18 protein-coding genes and 1 pseudogene are annotated in these 15,356 nt (G+C 69.7%); 6 read left to right on the forward strand and 13 right to left on the reverse strand.

Annotation, left to right across the window (positions count from 1 at the left end; all coding sequences use genetic code 11):
- Positions 1-160 (reverse strand): annotated as a pseudogene (locus tag BST10_RS00005) (IS256 family transposase); the annotation flags it as partial.
- 188 nt (positions 161-348) lie between these two features.
- Between BST10_RS00005 and BST10_RS00010 the strand changes: the two are divergent.
- On the forward strand, positions 349-735 hold the full coding sequence (locus BST10_RS00010; protein ID WP_013829659.1) for a DUF2237 family protein: 387 nt from the start codon (positions 349-351) through the stop codon (positions 733-735).
- A 4-nt stretch (positions 736-739) separates the two neighbouring features.
- Here BST10_RS00010 and BST10_RS00015 read toward each other — a convergent pair whose 3' ends face one another.
- The 5 genes from BST10_RS00015 to gatC form a co-directional block, all read right to left on the reverse strand.
- The gene (locus BST10_RS00015; RefSeq protein WP_083035647.1) at positions 740-1,090 is read right to left on the reverse strand and encodes a hypothetical protein; all 351 of its coding nucleotides are present in this window, start codon (positions 1,088-1,090) and stop codon (positions 740-742) included.
- A 94-nt stretch (positions 1,091-1,184) separates the two neighbouring features.
- Positions 1,185-2,216, reverse strand: coding sequence for an ATP-dependent 6-phosphofructokinase (locus tag BST10_RS00020; protein ID WP_013829661.1), 1,032 nt, complete (start codon positions 2,214-2,216; stop codon positions 1,185-1,187).
- 48 nt (positions 2,217-2,264) lie between these two features.
- Positions 2,265-2,501 carry an amphi-Trp domain-containing protein gene (locus BST10_RS00025; protein WP_049792899.1) on the reverse strand — a complete coding sequence of 79 codons (237 nt, stop codon included), beginning with the start codon at positions 2,499-2,501 and terminating at the stop codon, positions 2,265-2,267.
- Between the two features lie 28 nt (positions 2,502-2,529).
- Positions 2,530-4,020, reverse strand: a complete 1,491-nt coding sequence (gatA, locus tag BST10_RS00030; protein WP_083035651.1) for an Asp-tRNA(Asn)/Glu-tRNA(Gln) amidotransferase subunit GatA — start codon at positions 4,018-4,020, stop codon at positions 2,530-2,532.
- On the reverse strand, positions 4,017-4,316 hold the full coding sequence (gene gatC / locus BST10_RS00035) for an Asp-tRNA(Asn)/Glu-tRNA(Gln) amidotransferase subunit GatC (RefSeq protein ID WP_083035652.1): 300 nt from the start codon (positions 4,314-4,316) through the stop codon (positions 4,017-4,019). Before gatC ends, gatA begins: the two co-directional genes overlap by 4 nt.
- A gap of 57 nt (positions 4,317-4,373) precedes the next feature.
- Here gatC and BST10_RS00040 point away from each other — a divergent pair, with 57 nt between their 5' ends.
- Positions 4,374-5,039: an ACT domain-containing protein gene (locus BST10_RS00040; RefSeq protein ID WP_109559342.1), complete on the forward strand. Its 666-nt coding sequence runs from the start codon at positions 4,374-4,376 to the stop codon at positions 5,037-5,039.
- A 49-nt stretch (positions 5,040-5,088) separates the two neighbouring features.
- Here BST10_RS00040 and ligA read toward each other — a convergent pair whose 3' ends face one another.
- Positions 5,089-7,170 (reverse strand): NAD-dependent DNA ligase LigA, encoded by a 2,082-nt coding sequence (ligA, locus tag BST10_RS00045; protein ID WP_083035654.1) that lies wholly within the window; start codon positions 7,168-7,170, stop codon positions 5,089-5,091.
- A gap of 33 nt (positions 7,171-7,203) precedes the next feature.
- Between ligA and BST10_RS00050 the strand changes: the two genes are divergently transcribed.
- Positions 7,204-7,599 carry an MmcQ/YjbR family DNA-binding protein gene (locus BST10_RS00050; protein WP_083035656.1) on the forward strand — a complete coding sequence of 132 codons (396 nt, stop codon included), beginning with the start codon at positions 7,204-7,206 and terminating at the stop codon, positions 7,597-7,599.
- Between the two features lie 30 nt (positions 7,600-7,629).
- Here the strand turns inward: BST10_RS00050 and BST10_RS00055 are convergent, their stop codons facing one another.
- Positions 7,630-8,634, reverse strand: coding sequence for a uroporphyrinogen decarboxylase/cobalamine-independent methonine synthase family protein (locus tag BST10_RS00055; RefSeq protein ID WP_083035658.1), 1,005 nt, complete (start codon positions 8,632-8,634; stop codon positions 7,630-7,632).
- Between the two features lie 31 nt (positions 8,635-8,665).
- Between BST10_RS00055 and BST10_RS00060 the strand changes: the two genes are divergently transcribed.
- Positions 8,666-9,295, forward strand: coding sequence for a sensor domain-containing protein (locus BST10_RS00060; RefSeq protein ID WP_049792900.1), 630 nt, complete (start codon positions 8,666-8,668; stop codon positions 9,293-9,295).
- Here BST10_RS00060 and BST10_RS00065 read toward each other — a convergent pair.
- The 5 genes from BST10_RS00065 to BST10_RS00085 form a co-directional block, all read right to left on the reverse strand.
- Entirely contained in the window at positions 9,292-9,576 is a 285-nt protein-coding gene (locus BST10_RS00065) for a type II toxin-antitoxin system RelE family toxin (protein WP_083035660.1), read from the reverse strand. The genes BST10_RS00060 and BST10_RS00065 overlap by 4 nt on opposite strands.
- Positions 9,577-9,690: 114 nt before the next feature.
- On the reverse strand, positions 9,691-10,767 hold the full coding sequence (gene mnmA, locus BST10_RS00070; RefSeq protein ID WP_083035663.1) for a tRNA 2-thiouridine(34) synthase MnmA: 1,077 nt from the start codon (positions 10,765-10,767) through the stop codon (positions 9,691-9,693).
- A complete protein-coding gene (locus BST10_RS00075; RefSeq protein WP_083035665.1) occupies positions 10,764-11,963 on the reverse strand; it encodes a cysteine desulfurase family protein in 1,200 nt (399 codons plus the stop codon). Before BST10_RS00075 ends, mnmA begins: the two co-directional genes overlap by 4 nt.
- Before the next feature lie 59 nt (positions 11,964-12,022).
- Entirely contained in the window at positions 12,023-12,835 is an 813-nt protein-coding gene (locus BST10_RS00080; RefSeq protein ID WP_083035667.1) for a lysophospholipid acyltransferase family protein, read from the reverse strand.
- Positions 12,832-13,665, reverse strand: coding sequence for a GNAT family N-acetyltransferase (locus BST10_RS00085; RefSeq protein WP_083036080.1), 834 nt, complete (start codon positions 13,663-13,665; stop codon positions 12,832-12,834). The genes BST10_RS00080 and BST10_RS00085 overlap by 4 nt, the downstream gene beginning before the upstream one ends.
- Positions 13,666-13,838: 173 nt before the next feature.
- Between BST10_RS00085 and BST10_RS00090 the strand changes: the two genes are divergently transcribed.
- Together BST10_RS00090 and BST10_RS00095 are read left to right on the forward strand one after the other, a co-directional pair.
- Positions 13,839-14,726, forward strand: coding sequence for an oxidoreductase (locus BST10_RS00090; RefSeq protein ID WP_242665655.1), 888 nt, complete (start codon positions 13,839-13,841; stop codon positions 14,724-14,726).
- Positions 14,726-15,337 (forward strand): TetR/AcrR family transcriptional regulator, encoded by a 612-nt coding sequence (locus BST10_RS00095; RefSeq protein ID WP_083035672.1) that lies wholly within the window; start codon positions 14,726-14,728, stop codon positions 15,335-15,337. Before BST10_RS00090 ends, BST10_RS00095 begins: the two co-directional genes overlap by 1 nt.
- Positions 15,338-15,356: the final 19 nt, after the last annotated feature.

Below are 15,356 nucleotides of genomic sequence, written 5' to 3' on the forward strand. Positions count from 1 at the left end.
CGTAACCCAGGTGATGGGTCAACTCCGAATTCAGGGCACGCTCGAGCACGGCCTTGGTCAGCTCGTTGAGCAAACCGTCCGCGCCGTCGATCGGGGTCCCCGATTTCACTGCATCGGCGATCAGCGAATCCAGTGTGTCGGCGCTGAACGCCTCCGCCAACCGTCGGGCCGCCGTCTTGTCCTGAGCCGGCGCCTTCGTGGACTTGGTCACAAAACACTCCTTCTGTCCGCCCCAACGGCGGTCCGATGATGGACCACCTCGGACTTACACAGATGGAATGACACGCCCGAGCACGTCGCGCATACGGTCTGCCATGCCTCAGGCTAACCGGGCGGTACCGTTTGGCCATGGCTGAGCGCAACGTACTGGGCGGCCCGCTGGAGCCGTGCGGCAGCGACCCCGTGACCGGCTTCTACCGCGACGGCTGCTGCTCGTCGGGGCCGGAGGACATCGGACTGCACACCATCTGCGCGGTGGTCACAGCTGAGTTCCTTGAGCACCAGCGCTCGATCGGCAACGACCTGTCCACGCCGATGCCCGCCTACCGATTCCCTGGACTGACCCCCGGTGACCGCTGGTGTGTCACCGCGCTGAACTGGCTGCGGGCACACCGAGACAGCTGTGCGGCCCCGGTGGTGCTGGCCGCCACCCATGAACGCACCCTCGACGTGGTTCCGCTGGATGTGTTGCGCGGCTACGCCGTTGACGTGCCAGATGACCTGGGCGAGCTGTGAACCGTTAGTTGCCGAGCACGGCGCCGATACCGCCGTTCTGCTGCTGCTGGCGGCGATGGACATACCGGACGAATTCGTCGACCAGGCCGCCGTATTCGGGACAGTCCGCGGTCACCGAGCCGGCCAGCAGCCGTCCGGTCTGGTTCTCGGCCAACCCGCTGGTCGCCAGGATGTGGTTGACCGCTCCTTTGACCCCGGCCAGGTTGGGCTGGTCATCCATGAACGCACAGACCTCCCCGCCGTGATCGGCGACGTAATCGCTTACCGCGTCGCCGATACCGTGAGCCGGGGCGGCGAGGACAAGCCCGATCGGCAGCGCCCCCAGCGCGGTGGCCGTCCGCGACAGCTTTCCCATACCGGCCCCCCAACCTTCGTCCACCCGGCAAGCGAACAGTAGTCCGCCGAACACCCGGCGACTATTGCCCCAATACGCCGTGTACAAACACCGGCTATCCGAAGAACGCCGCCGCGTCGTCGTAGCGGCTCTGCGGCACCACCTTGAGCTGGCGCACCGCGTCGGCCAGCGCCACCCGCCCGATCTCCTGGCCGCGAAGCGACACCATCATCCCGTACTCGCCGGCGTGGGCGGCGTCGGCGGCGTTGACGCCGAACCGGGTTGCCAGCACCCGGTCGTAAGCGGTCGGGGTGCCGCCCCGCTGCACGTGGCCCAGCACGGTGGTGCGCACTTCCTTTTTGACGCGCCGCTCGATCTCGACGGCCAGCTGGGCGGCGACCCCGGTGAACCGCTCGTGGCCGAACTCGTCGATCCCGCCGGAGCGCAGCTCCATCGACCCGGCCGCGGGTTTGGCCCCTTCGGCGACGACGCAGATGAAGTGCGACGAGCCGTGCTGGAAGCGCTGCTTGACCAGCCGGCACACCTCTTCGACATCGAACGGCTGCTCGGGGATCAGCGTCATGTGCGCGCCGCTGGCCAGGCCGGCATTCAAGGCGATCCAGCCAGCGTGGCGTCCCATCACCTCGACCAGCATGACCCGCTGGTGGGATTCGGCGGTCGAATGCAACCGGTCGATGGCCTCGGTGGCGACCTCCAGCGCGGTGTCGTGCCCGAAAGTGACGTCGGTGCAGTCGATGTCGTTGTCGATGGTCTTGGGTACCCCGACCACCGGGACGTTCTCCTGCGACAGCCAGTGCGCCGCGGTCAGGGTGCCCTCCCCACCGATCGGGATGAGCACGTCGATGCCGTTGTCGTCAAGGGTCGCCTTGACCTGGTCCAGGCCGGCACGCAACTTGTCCGGGTTTACCCGGGCGGTGCCAAGCATGGTGCCGCCCTTGGCCAGCAGCCGATCGTTGCGGTCGTCGTTGGCCAGCTGGATGCGCCGGTTCTCCAGCAGGCCGCGCCAGCCGTCCTGAAAGCCGACCACCGACGAGCCGTAGCGCGAATCGCAGGTGCGTACCACCGCCCTGATCACCGCGTTCAGCCCGGGACAGTCACCGCCACCGGTGAGGACTCCGATCCGCATGCCCCCATCTTGCCCGGTGGGCGGCCACCGGTTTTCCCATTGCCCGGATCAGACCTTGGGAACAGACCACTCCAACTCGAATTCGACCTGGTATTTGATGTTCGTGCCCTTGTCCTCGCGCTCGATCTCGATCTCGCGCTCCAGTGCCTCGGGCACCTCGAGGCTGCGGTCGGCCCCGTAGGAGATCTTCCCGGCCTCCAGTTCATCGGCCAGGCGCCGCAGGTCCGCGGCGGCCTCCGCCCGGGTCATCATCCGTTCTTCCTCGTGAATCGTTTCTTCAGCCATATTCCCAGGATACGGAAGAAAGTCGCCCTCAGATCGGCGTCGGCAGGACGCCGCGAGCGGCCTCGTAGGCCGCGCCCACCCGGTAGAGCCGGTCATCGGCCAGTGCCGGCGCCATGATCTGCAGACCCACTGGCATCCCGTCGTCGCCGGACAGCCCCGACGGCACCGACATACCGCAGTGCCCGGCCAGGTTCAGCGGCAGGGTGCACAGGTCGAACAGGTACATCGCCAACGGGTCGTCGGCCTTCTCGCCGAGCCGGAACGCCGTGCTGGGGGTGGTGGGCGAGATCAGCACGTCGACGGACTCATAGGCCCTGTCAAGGTCGCGGGCGATCAGGGTGCGCACCTTCTGCGCCTGGTTGTAGTAGGCGTCGTAGTAGCCCGCCGACAGCGCGTAGGTGCCGAGCATGATGCGGCGCTTGACCTCGGGACCGAAGCCGGCGGCGCGGGTCAGCGCCATCACCTCCTCGGCGCTGTGGGTGCCGTCGTCGCCGACCCGCAGCCCGAAGCGCATCGCGTCGAAGCGCGCCAGGTTGGACGACACCTCCGAGGGCAGGATCAGATAGTAGGCGGACAGTGCGTAATCGAAGTGCGGACAGTCCACCTCGGAGATCTGGGCTCCCAGCGCGGTCAACTGTTCGACGGCGGTGTTGAACGACGCCAGCACGCCGGGCTGGTAGCCCTCCCCACTGTGCAGCTGGCGCACCACCCCGATCCGCACGCCCGACAGATCCCCGGCGGCGCCGGCCTTCGCGGCGGCGACGACATCGGGCACTGCTGCGTCCAGCGAGGTGGAATCGCGCGGGTCGTGTCCGGCGATCACGGCATGCAGCAGCGCGGTGTCGGCCACGGTGCGCGCGCACGGCCCGCCCTGGTCGAGCGACGACGCGCACGCCACCAGCCCGTAGCGGCTCACGGTGCCGTAGGTGGGTTTGACACCGACGGTGGCGGTCAGCGCGGCCGGCTGGCGGATCGAGCCGCCGGTGTCGGTGCCGATGGCCAGCGGTGCCTGAAATGCCGCCAGTGCCGCGGCGCTGCCGCCGCCGGACCCGCCGGGCACCCGCTCGACGTCCCACGGATTGCGGGTGGGGCCGTAGGCGGAGTTCTCCGTGGAGGAGCCCATCGCGAACTCGTCCATGTTGGTCTTGCCCAGGATCGGGATACCGGCCGCGCGCAGCCGAGCGGTGACGGTCGCGTCGTAGGGCGGCCGCCAGCCTTCCAGGATCTTCGATCCGCACGTGGTGGGCGCGTCCACGGTGGTGAACACGTCCTTGAGGGCCAGCGGCACCCCCGCCAGCGGCGACGGTGCCTCGCCGGCGGCGATGGCCTTGTCGGCGGCTGCCGCGGCGGCCAGCGCTTCCTCGGCGCCGACGTGCAGGAAGGCACCGTAACGCTCGTCGGTGGCCGCGATCTGGTCCAGATGGGCCTGGGTCACCTCTACCGAGGACACCTCACCGGCGGCGATCCGCGCCGCCAGGGTGGCCGCGTCTGACCTTATGAGGCGGAACGCTTCACTCACTGGCTCTCCCCGAGGATCTGCGGGACCGCGAAGCGGCCGTCTTCCGCACGCGGGGCGGCCGCGAGCGCCTGTTGCTGGGTCAGGCTGGTCACCATCTGGTCGGGCCGGGTCACGTTGACAGCCTTGAGCGGGTTGTCGGTGGCCTCGACGCCGGTGACGTCTACGGCCGCAATCGTGCTGACATGGGTCAGGATCGCGTCGAGCTGGCCGGCGAAACCGTCCAACTCGGCGTCGGTCAGCGCCAGCCGGGCCAACCGGGCCAGATGGGCGACGTCGTCACGGGAGATCTGGGGCACGACTGGCAAGACTAGTCGGCGTCAGTTTCGGTGCGGCCACTGTGGGACAGTTTTGCGGTGTCTTCCTATCTGCTGCGCGTCGAACTCGACGACCGCCCCGGCAGCCTCGGCTCGCTGGCGGTCGCGCTGGGCTCGGTGGGAGCCGACATCTTGTCGCTGGACGTCATCGAGCGGGGTTCCGGATCGGCGATCGATGACTTGGTGGTCGAGCTGCCGCCCGGAGCCATGCCCGACGTGCTGATCACCGCCGCGGAGCGGCTGGAGGGCATCCGGGTGCACAGCGTTCGCCCGCACACCGGGCTGCTGGAGGCGCACCGCGAGCTCGAACTCATCGACCGCGTCGCGGTGGCCGGTGACCGTCAGGCCAAGCTGCAGAAGCTCGCCGACGCAGCACCTCGGGTGCTGCGGGTCAGCTGGTGTGCGGTGTTGCGCGGCGACGGGTCCGCCGGGGGGTTCCGCCGGCTCGCGGGCAGTCCGGGCACTCCCGAGACCGAAGTCGGCGCGGTGCCGTGGTTGCCGCTCGAGCGCGCCGCCGTCTTGGACAACACCGCCGACTGGGTGCCCGCGGTGTGGCGGGAGATGGACACCGCGCTACTGGCCGCCCCGCTGGGGGACCCGCAGACCGCGATCGTGCTGGGCCGCACCGGCGGCCCGCCGTTCCTGCCGGCCGAGGTGGCGCGGTTGGGTTATCTCGCTGGGATCGTGGCCACGCTGCTGCGCTGATGGCGCCGGCCCACTTCGCCCGGCTCCGCCGCGCTCGCAACCGCCGCCGCTAATCCGTCGGCTCGGCGTCCGCCGGTCCCTCGGCCAGCAGCTTGACGAATCCCGCCTCGTCGAGGACCGGCACGCCGAGTTCGACGGCCTTGTCGTACTTCGACCCCGGCGCGTCACCGGCGACGACGTAGGCCGTCTTCTTCGACACCGATCCGGCCGCCCGGCCGCCGCGCGCGATGATCGCCTCTTTGGCCGCATCGCGGGAGAAGCCGGCCAGCGAACCGGTCACGACGATGCTCAGGCCCTCCAGCGTGCGCTGGATGCTCGCGTCGCGTTCATCGGCCATCCGCACCCCGGCCGCCCGCCACTTGTCGACGATCGCGCGGTGCCAGTCGACGTCGAACCATTCGGTGACCGCGGTGGCAATGGTGGGCCCGACACCTTCGACAGCCGCCAGCTGCTCGGTGGAAGCCGTGGTGATCGCGTCCAGGCTGCCGAATTCGGTAGCCAGGGCCCGGGCCGCGGTGGGGCCCACGTGGCGGATCGACAACGCCACCAGCACCCGCCACAGCGGCTGGGACTTGGCCTTGTCGAGGTTGGTCAACAGTTGGCGGCCGTTCTTGGACAGCACGCCCTTCTGGGTGGTGAACAGCTCGGTGCGCAGCAGGTCGTCTTCGGTGAGGGTGAACAGGTCGCCTTCGTCGGTGATGACGCCGGCGCCCAGCAGCGCGGTGGCCGCCTCGTAGCCCAGCGCCTCGATATCGAAGGCGCCGCGGCCGGCGACGTGGAAGACCCGCTCGCGCAGCTGCGCCGGGCAGGATCGGGCGTTGGGGCAGCGGATGTCGACGTCGGCCTCTTTGGCCGGCGCCAGCAGGGTTCCGCACTCTGGGCAGTGGGTCGGCATGACGAACTCACGCTCGCTGCCATCGCGCAGATCGACGACCGGCCCGAGCACCTCGGGGATCACGTCACCGGCCTTGCGGATGATCACCGTGTCGCCGATCAGCACCCCTTTGCGTTTGACCTCCGAGGCGTTGTGCAAGGTGGCCAGCCCCACCGTGGAGCCGGCGACCTTGACCGGGGTCATGTAGGCGAACGGGGTGACGCGGCCGGTGCGGCCGACGCTGACCCGAATGTCGACCAGCGTGGTCTGCGCCTCCTCGGGCGGGTATTTGTAGGCCACCGCCCAGCGCGGCACCCGGGAGGTGGCGCCGAGCCGGCGCTGCAGCGCCCGGTCGTCGACTTTGACGACCACCCCGTCGATTTCGTGTTCGACGTCGTGGCGGTGCTCGCCCCAGTAGGTGATGCGCTCGGCCACCGCGGCCATGCCTTCGACCCGCGCGGTGTGCGCCGAGACCGGCAGCCCCCAGGCCTTCATCGCGGTGTAGGCCTCGTGCAGCGTGTCGGGGTTGAATCCCTCGCTGTAGCCCAGGCCGTGGCAGACCATCCGCAGGTTGCGCCGCGCGGTGACGGCCGGGTTCTTCTGCCGCAGCGAGCCAGCCGCGCTGTTGCGGGGGTTGGCGAACGGCGGCTTGCCCTCGGCGACCAGTCCGGCGTTGAGGGTTTCGAAGTCCTCCAGCCGGAAGTACACCTCACCGCGCACCTCCAGCACCGCCGGGATCGGGAATTCGCTGTCGGCGCTGAGGTATTCGGGGACATCGGTGATCGTGCGCGCGTTGAGCGTCACATCCTCACCGATCCGGCCGTCGCCGCGGGTGGCCCCGCTGACCAACCGGCCGCCGCGATACACCAGACCCAGCGCCACCCCGTCGACCTTGAGCTCGCACAGATAGGTCGTGTCACCGCCGATCTCACCGGCGACCCGGCCCGCCCAGGCCGTCAGCTCATCGGGTGAGAACACGTCTTCCAGCGATAGCATCCGCTCCAGGTGCTCGGCGGGTGTGAAATCGGTGGTGAACCCGGCGCCGCCCACCAGCTGGGTGGGCGAGTCGGCGGTACGCAGTTCCGGGTACCGGTCTTCCAGCGCGAGCAGCCGGTTGAACAGGTCGTCGAACTCGGCGTCGGTGATGATCGGCGCGTCTTTGATGTAGTAGCGGAACTGGTGTTCGCGCACCTCTTCGGCCAGTTCGTACCACTGCCGCCGGATATCGGGGCTCACGCTGTCGGCCTCTGGACTCACCCTGGCAGGCTATCGGCTGACTACCCTGGCGGCATGCCGCACCCGATCATGTACCGCGACGACGACCCCGGCCTGACGGAGCTGCGCAGCATCGCGCTGGGCTTTCCCGAGGCGTTCGAGAAGATCTCCCACGGCCGCCCGGTGTTCTGCGCTCCGAAGATGTTCGCGATCTTCGGCGGCAACTCCAAGGCGACGGGCGCGATGGTGGCCTACCCGCACGCGTTGCTGGTCAAGGTCGACGAGTCCGAGCGTCGGGCGCTGGAGCAGGACAGCCGCTTCTTCTATCCGATGTACCTGGGACCGTTCGGTTGGCTTGGTCTGGATTTCGCTGCGGCCCAGGTGGATTGGGACGAAGTCGCCGAGCTGGTCGATGCGTCGTTTCGGCTGACCGCGCCGGCGCGGTTGGTCCGGCTCCTGGACGGTGCCTGACCTCCGACATCCCCCGCCGTCGCAGGGACGTCATATCGCCTCGGGGTCACCCGCCAGTGCCTCGCCCACCTGCCGAACCAGCCCGATCGCGGTGCGCGCCCACTGCGCGGTGGCGCCCGCCAGCCCGCAGACCGGGCTGATGCCGACCCGTTCGGCCAGCACCGAGCGGGCGAAGCCGATCCGGTCGGTGATCGCGGCGGCCGCGGCCGCAAGTTCTTCGACGGCGGGGCGTCGTGTCGGCTGCACCGCGGGAATCAGCCCGAACACCACGGTGCGACCGGATTCGATGAACGCGCCGATCCCGTCATAGTCGACCGGCGTCGTCGTGCAATCCAGCGATACCGCGGCAATCCTGCTGGACTGCAGCACATTCCACGGCAGCTCTGCCGCACAGCTGTGCACGATCACCTCGCCGCCCACCGTATCGGCGCAGCCTTCGAGCAGCGCGGTGGCCACCGCTTCATCGATCGCCGGTACCGGGCTCAGCGAGGTGACCCCGGCCAGACGTCCGGTCACCGCGGCGGTCAGCGCCGGCTCGTCGAGCTGCACGACCACCTGGGTGTCGAGCCGGCGGCACAGCTCGGCCCGGTGCGCCCGCAGCCCCTCGCCCAGGGAGCCGGCCAGATCCCGCAGCGCGCCCGGATCGGTGATGGCGCGGTGCCCGTTACCCAACTCCAGCTGTGCGGCCAGCGTGAGTGGGCCGGGCGCCTGCACCTTGACCGGGTGCCCGCTGCCGCGCAGGCCGCCGATCTCCCAGGCTTCTTCGAGGGCGTCGGTGTCCTCGCCGAGCAGGCTGATCGCCCGCCGGGTCACCGCGCCGGGGCGCGCGGCCAGCCGGTAGCCGCGCGGGGCGGTGTCGATGGCGATGTCGACCAGCAGCGCGCCGGAGCGGCCGATCAGGTCGGCGCCCACCCCGCGGGCCGGCAACTCCACCAGATGGGCCAGGCTTGCGCCCAGCTCGCCGACGACCACCTCGGCCGCCTGCCGCGCGGAGCTGCCCGGCCAGGAGCCGATAGCGGTGGCGAAGGCATTCACCCGGCAACCGTATCGGGATAGCCTTTCAGCGGTGAAAACATGGCGGCGGGCCCTGATCTGTGGCCCGGCCGCGGTCGTGCTGGGCTGCACCCGGCTGATCGACGGTTCGGCTCTGCCGCCGCTCGCGCCGCTGGTGCCCGACGGCGCCGTGCACGTCGGCAGGCTCATGCTCGACACCCCCCGGATGCGCGCCATCACCGGCACCGGCGAGGAGCTGACGATCATTCCCACCATGGACTCCACCGGCCCGGTGGACATCGACGGGCTCGCCGCAACCGTGCCACCACCGTGCCGCTTCATCTATGCCGAGACCACGGTGTTCGGCACCGAGCACACGCAGTTCCACAAGACCACCTACCAATACCCGCCGCGGGGCGCCTTGATCTCCGAGGCTGCCGCGGCCTACCCGGACCCGGAGTCGGCCCGGCGGGCCTTCGACGCGGTGGTGGCGGCCGTCGCCGAATGCGCCGACAGCCCCGCCGGACCGGGTTTGGTCGGCGATCAGACGGCCGACGAGCAGTTCCTGCACACCCGTGCCGGCGATTGCGGTCGCGGCTACCAGCTGAAGTCGGTGGTGCTGTTGGAGGTCACCCACTGCGGCTTCTCGGAGTCGATCGCCGATCTGGTGCTGACGAATCTGGCCGCGGGGATACCCGGTTAAGGCTGAGGGCGATACGCGTGGGCGCGGTGTTTGATCCCGACAACGAGGACCACCCGCCGGTCTTCGTCGATGCGTAGCAAAACTCGGTAGTCGCCACGACGAGCGCTTCGGTATCTCGCCAGTTCTGCACGCAATGGCTTGCTGAGCCGAGCAGGGTTATCAGCCAGCGCACCGGTGATGAACTCCACAATTGCGGCGGCAGTCTTGTGCGGGAGCCGCTGCAGGTCACGCTGGGCGGGTCCGTCGACTTCGACGCGATATGGGCCGACGGATCTGGTCACCGCGGTGGCAGCCCGAACTGTTCCCGAAGTGCCTCGCCGCTGACGGTGGAACCTTCGGCCTCGCGTGGTACTTCTGGTTACCGGCGCTCCCACGTTCGGCGCTGCGGGCCGCCGCTACACCCCGGTGCCGGCGATCGTGGCGCTGGCGATCACCTCGTCGCCGGCGGGGTCCGGGCGGTAGCAGGCCAGGGTCTGGCCGCGGGCCACACCGCGCAGCGGTTCACGCAGCCGTACCCGTAGTTCCTCGCCGACCAGTTCGGCGACCGCGCCGACGGTCTCGCTGTGGGCCCGTACCTGGATCTCGCACTCGACGGGCCCGTGCCAGGCCCCACCCGAGGTGAACACCGGCGCCCGGCCGGTCAACTCCAGCACGTCCAGGTCGGCGACGGTTCCCACGGTGACGGTAGCGGTGGCGGCGTCGATGCCGGTCACGTAGCGGGGTCGGCCGTCCGGTCCGGGACCGGCGATGCCCAGGCCCTTGCGCTGGCCGATGGTGAAGCCGTGCACGCCGTCGTGTTCGGCCAGCACCTCGCCACCGGCGTCGACGACGGCGCCGGGCCGGACGCCGATGTGGCTGCCCAGGAAGGTGCGGGTGTCGCCGGTCGGAATGAAGCAGATGTCGTGGCTGTCGGGTTTGCTCGCCACCGCCAGCCCGCGTTCGGCGGCTTCGGCGCGGATCGCCGGCTTGGGGGTGTCACCGACCGGGAACGCCGCGTGGCTCAGCTGTTCGGCGGTCAGCACCGCCAGCACGTAGGACTGGTCCTTGTCGGCGTCGACCGCCCGCCGTAGCCGGCCGTCGGCCAGCCGGGCGTAGTGGCCGGTGGCCACCATGTCGAAGCCGAGCGCCAGAGCCCGGGCGGCCACCGCGGAGAACTTGATCTTCTCGTTGCAGCGCACGCACGGGTTCGGGGTCTCGCCGCGCGCGTAGGACTCGACGAAGTCGTCGATCACCTCTGCTTGGAACTGCTCGGAGAAGTCCCACACATAAAACGGGATGCCCAGCACGTCGGCGACCCGCCGCGCGTCGTCGGAGTCCTCCCGCGAGCAGCACCCCCGCGAACCGGTGCGCAGCGTGCCCGGATTGCGCGACAGCGCCAGATGCACGCCGACCACGTCGTGTCCGGCGTCGACCATGCGGGCCGCCGCGACCGACGAGTCCACCCCGCCGCTCATGGCCGCTACGACCTTCACCGGGCCACCTTCATCGCGCCGGCCCCGGCGGCGGCCAGCATGGCGTGGCGCGCCCGCTCCACCGCGCCGGGAAGCACCGCCAGCACCGCATCGACGTCGTCATCGACGCTGGTGTGCCCCAACGACAGTCGCAACGAACCACGAGCGACGACCGGGTCGGCGCCCATCGCGGTCAGCACATGCGAAGGCCGTGCCACCCCGGCGGTGCAGGCCGAACCGGTGGAGCATTCGATGCCGTTGGCGTCCAACAACATCAGCAAGGAATCGCCTTCGCAGTCGGCGAATGTGAAGTGCGCGTTGCCCGGCAGCCGGTCGGTGCGTGAGCCGTTGACGCAACTGTCCTCGATCGCGGCGAGCACGCCGTCGATGAGCCGGTCGCGCAGCGCCGCGACCCGGCCCGAGGTGGCCTGCAGTGACCCGACGGCGATCTGCAGCGCGGTGGCCATGCCGACCGCGCCCGCGACATCGAGGGTGCCGGAGCGAATATCGCGCTCCTGTCCCCCGCCGTGTGTGAGCGGAACACACGTCACGTCGCGGCGCACCAGCAGTGCGCCGACGCCGCATGGTCCACCGAACTTGTGGGCGGTCAGGCTCAGCGCCGACAGTTTGCTGGCGGCGAAGTCGACCGGCAACTGCCCGACGGCCTGCACCGCATCGGAGTGCATCGGCACCCCGAACTCCGCGGCGACCGCGGCCAGTTCGGCGATCGGCAGGACGGTGCCGACTTCGTTGTTGGCCCACATCACCGATACCAGCGCCACATCGTCAGCGCGGCCGGCATCCAGTTCCTCACGCAGCGCCGCCGGCGACACCGAACCGTCGGGCTCGGTGGGCAGCCAGGTGATCTCGGCGCCTTCATGGTCGGCGAGCCAGCTGACCGAATCGAGCACCGCGTGGTGCTCGATCTCGGTGGTGATGATCCGGCGCCGGCGCGGGTCGACGTCGCGGCGGGCCCAGTAGATGCCCTTGACCGCCAGGTTGTCGCCGTCGGTGCCACCGGCGGTGAATACCACCTCGGACGGTCGTGCACCCAGCCGTGCGGCGATCGACTCCCGGGACTCCTCCATCCGGCGTCTGGCGGCGCGGCCGGCGGAATGCAGCGACGAGGCGTTGCCGACGGTGCCCATCACGGCCGTCATCGCCTCGATGGCCTCGGGGTGCATCGGGGTGGTGGCAGCGTGATCCAGATAGACCATGACCCGCCCAGGATACCGGGCAGCTCGGGGCGGCCCGGCGGTGCGGCGAGCAGCCGGGTTCAACAGAAGATGCAGGCTGGTCGGCTCGGCAGCGCCCGGCACCCCACCGCGGCCTGACAACGCGCGGCCAGTTCGCGCCGATCGCTTCCCGGCAGCTGCAGCGACGCGACGTGCACCTGCGCGACGGTGTGCCGCGCGGTGATCAGGCGCCCCATCGAGGCCACCAGGGTGTCGTCGCCGACGAAGGCCGGCAACGTCGAGCGCGACCCATCGGGATGGCGATAGCCGACCCGCAGCGGCTGCACCGGCCGCGACGCGTCGACCGCGGCCTGGAACATCGCCGGGTAGAACCGGCCGTGGGCCCGCCCGCACCAGGTGGTGCCCTCCGGGAAGGCCACCACGGTGCGCCCGGCCCGCAGCCGGGCCGCGACCGCCTCGACCACCGACGGCAGCCCGAGCAGGCTGTCCCGATCGATCGGAATGACCCGCATCAGCCGGGCCAGCGCCCCGATCCCGGGCCAGCTGATCAGGTCGGCGCGCGCCACGAACGTTCCCGGCGACACCGCGCCGACGACGAACACGTCCAGCCAGGATGCATGCGTGCTGACCACCAGCATGCCGCGCAGATTGCGCACCGGCCCGCCCGTGATCGCCACCCGCACCCCGAAGCAGCGCAGCAGCAACCGGCAGCACCCACGCTGCAGGCGCGCGGGTATCGGCACCGCCAGCAGTGGTAACACCGGCACCAGCAGCACCGCCAGGGCCAACCGCAGTGCCACCACCGCTATCGGCACCCGCTCGACCCCGCCGTGCACGCACGCCGGCGTGCAGAAGCCGCGGGGCGCCCAGGGGTGCGAGGCCGCACCGTTCACGCTTCCGCGGTGCCGTTGGCCGCCGGCGACACCGCAGCCGCCGCCGCCACCGAACGCAGCCGGTGCAGGTAGCGCGTGTCGGCATCACCTCGGCACAGCAGCGCCGGGAAGTCGCCGACCCCGAAAGCCGGGTCGTGCGCCGGTTCGCCGCAGACCCGCGCACCCAGCCGCAGGTAGCCGCGCAACAACGGCGGCAGTGTCGGGCGGGCCGGCGGCACGATCTCATCGAGGCTCTTACCGTCGAGCACCACCGGCCGATACGGGACCACCCAGTGCGGTGAGGCGTGACGGTGCCGCACGAAGTCGCGGACGCCGCGGAGCTGGCTGCCGGGCGCGCCCTCGCCGTGGATGGGCACTGAGACGCAGCCGGTGATGTAGTCGTATTGGTAGCGATCCAGGTAGGCCAGGATCCCGGCCCACATCAACAGCACGACGGCACCGTTGCGGTGCCCCGGGCGTACCACCGCGCGGCCCATCTCGACCAGCGACGGGCGCAACGGATCGAGTGCGGCGACGTCGAATTCGGCTGCGCTGTAGAGGCCGCCGGCGGCGATGGCACCGGTCGGGGGCAGCATCCGGTAGCAGCCGACCAGCGCTCCGGAGGTGTCGTCACGCACCAGCAGGTGATCACAGAATTCGTCGAAGCTGTCCGCGTCGCGGCCATCGGGGGCGTAGGTCATGGTGAATCCCGGCTCGGCACTGAACACTTCGTAGCGCAGCCGCTGGGCGGCTTCGATCAGCGCGGGCTCGCGTGATAGCAGCAGCGAGTAGCGGGGGGTGTCGGTCGTGGTGGCGGGCTCGGGGGCGATGAGTACAGAACCGGTGCTCACGCTGAGCACAGTCGCGCAGTGATGCGACGCCCAGGCAATCACCGCGTGACATGTCGATGCACGCTCGGTGACGAGTTGCAGCCTCCAGGCGGTCCGCGCGCTGCCAGCGGCAACTCGAGAGAAATCGACATTCTGACGATAAAAATCAACGTTGTGTAGACTTTGTCTGCAAAGTGCTCGATCGCGTTTTCTCGGTCCCAACGGGGGTGCAAATGCCGACACAGCAGTGGCTCATCACCGGCGTCAGCACGGGTCTGGGCCGTGCCTTCGCCCAAGCGGCTTTGGCCGCCGGGCACACCGTCGTCGGGACGGTGCGGTCCGCAGATGACCTAGCGGCCTTCCGCGCGCTCAAACCCGGGTACGCCCACGGCCGCATCGTGGATGTGACTGACGATGACGCCGTTTCGAGTCTGCTCACCGAGGTAGAGCAGTGCATCGGCCCATTGGATGTCGTCGTCGCCAATGCCGGCTACGGCCTGGAGGGCACCTTCGAGGAAACACCCCTGGCCGAGGTGCGGCGACAGTTCGCGGTCAACGTGTTCGGGACCGTGGCCACGCTGCAGGCCGCACTGCCCCCGATGCGCCGGCGCCGCCGCGGACACCTGATGGCCGTCACCTCCATGGGCGGGCTCATGGCCGTCCCCGGCATGTCCGCCTACTGCGGCAGCAAGTTCGCTGTCGAAGGCATCCTGGAAGCACTCGGCAAAGAGGTTGCACAGTTCGGGATCCACGTAACAGCGATCGAACCCGGCTCCTTCCGCACCGACTGGGCCGGACGATCCATGACACGTGCCGCGCGGAGCATCGCCGACTACGACGAGTTGTTCGGTCCCATCCGCGAGAATCGAAAGCAGGCCAGCGGCAGGCAGCTGGGCAACCCGGCGAAAGCTGGGGACGCTGTCGTGCACATCGCGTCGCTCGCCCGGCCGCCGGCCCACCTCGTCCTGGGCTCGGATGCGCTGCGGCTGATCACCGCCGCGCGCATGTCCGTAGACGAGGAGATTCGGGCATGGGAAACCCTCTCCCGTACAACCGATTTTGCAGAGGGCGCCGCCCTCTGATGCCCCGTCACCACCCCGCACGCAGCCGACGCCCTACCTTGCGCAAGGGCGATGTCCGGGAGCAGGCCATATTGGACACCTGCGAGGCTCTGCTGGCGCAAAAGGGCTACGATGCCATGACGGTCGCCGATGTCGCCCAGGGCGCCGGTATCACCCGCGGCGCCTTGTACTTCTACTTCGGGTCGAAGCAAGACGTGGTCACCGCACTCGTCGCCCGCACCGTCGAACACTTGTGGGAGCGGTCCCGAGCCACGGCAGCCACCGACGACCCGCGCCAGGCGATCGCGGCGGCCATGCAGCGCACAGTCGAGCTGTGGAACGAGCACGGCCTGGTAATGCGCACAGCGATCGACCTGTCGTTGACGGTGCCGGAGATCGGCCGCCTGTGGAGCCATACCGCTGACTTGTTCATCGCGGCCATCACCGCCGTGCTGGAGCGAGCCGGCGTTGAGACCGGCACGCAACCCGAACAGGCGCCTGCAATAGCGCGCACGTTGTGTTGGATGATCGAGCGCACCTTTTACCACACATCGCACGAATCTCGCGAGGAACTCCAACGGGCATCGAAGACGTGCGAACACATCTGGCTGATCAGCGCCGGGCTGACCTGATGACGCCCCGATATGCCAA

Origin of the sequence: Mycolicibacter algericus DSM 45454 (assembly GCF_002086455.1) — a bacterium.
Taxonomy (GTDB): domain Bacteria; phylum Actinomycetota; class Actinomycetes; order Mycobacteriales; family Mycobacteriaceae; genus Mycobacterium; species Mycobacterium algericum.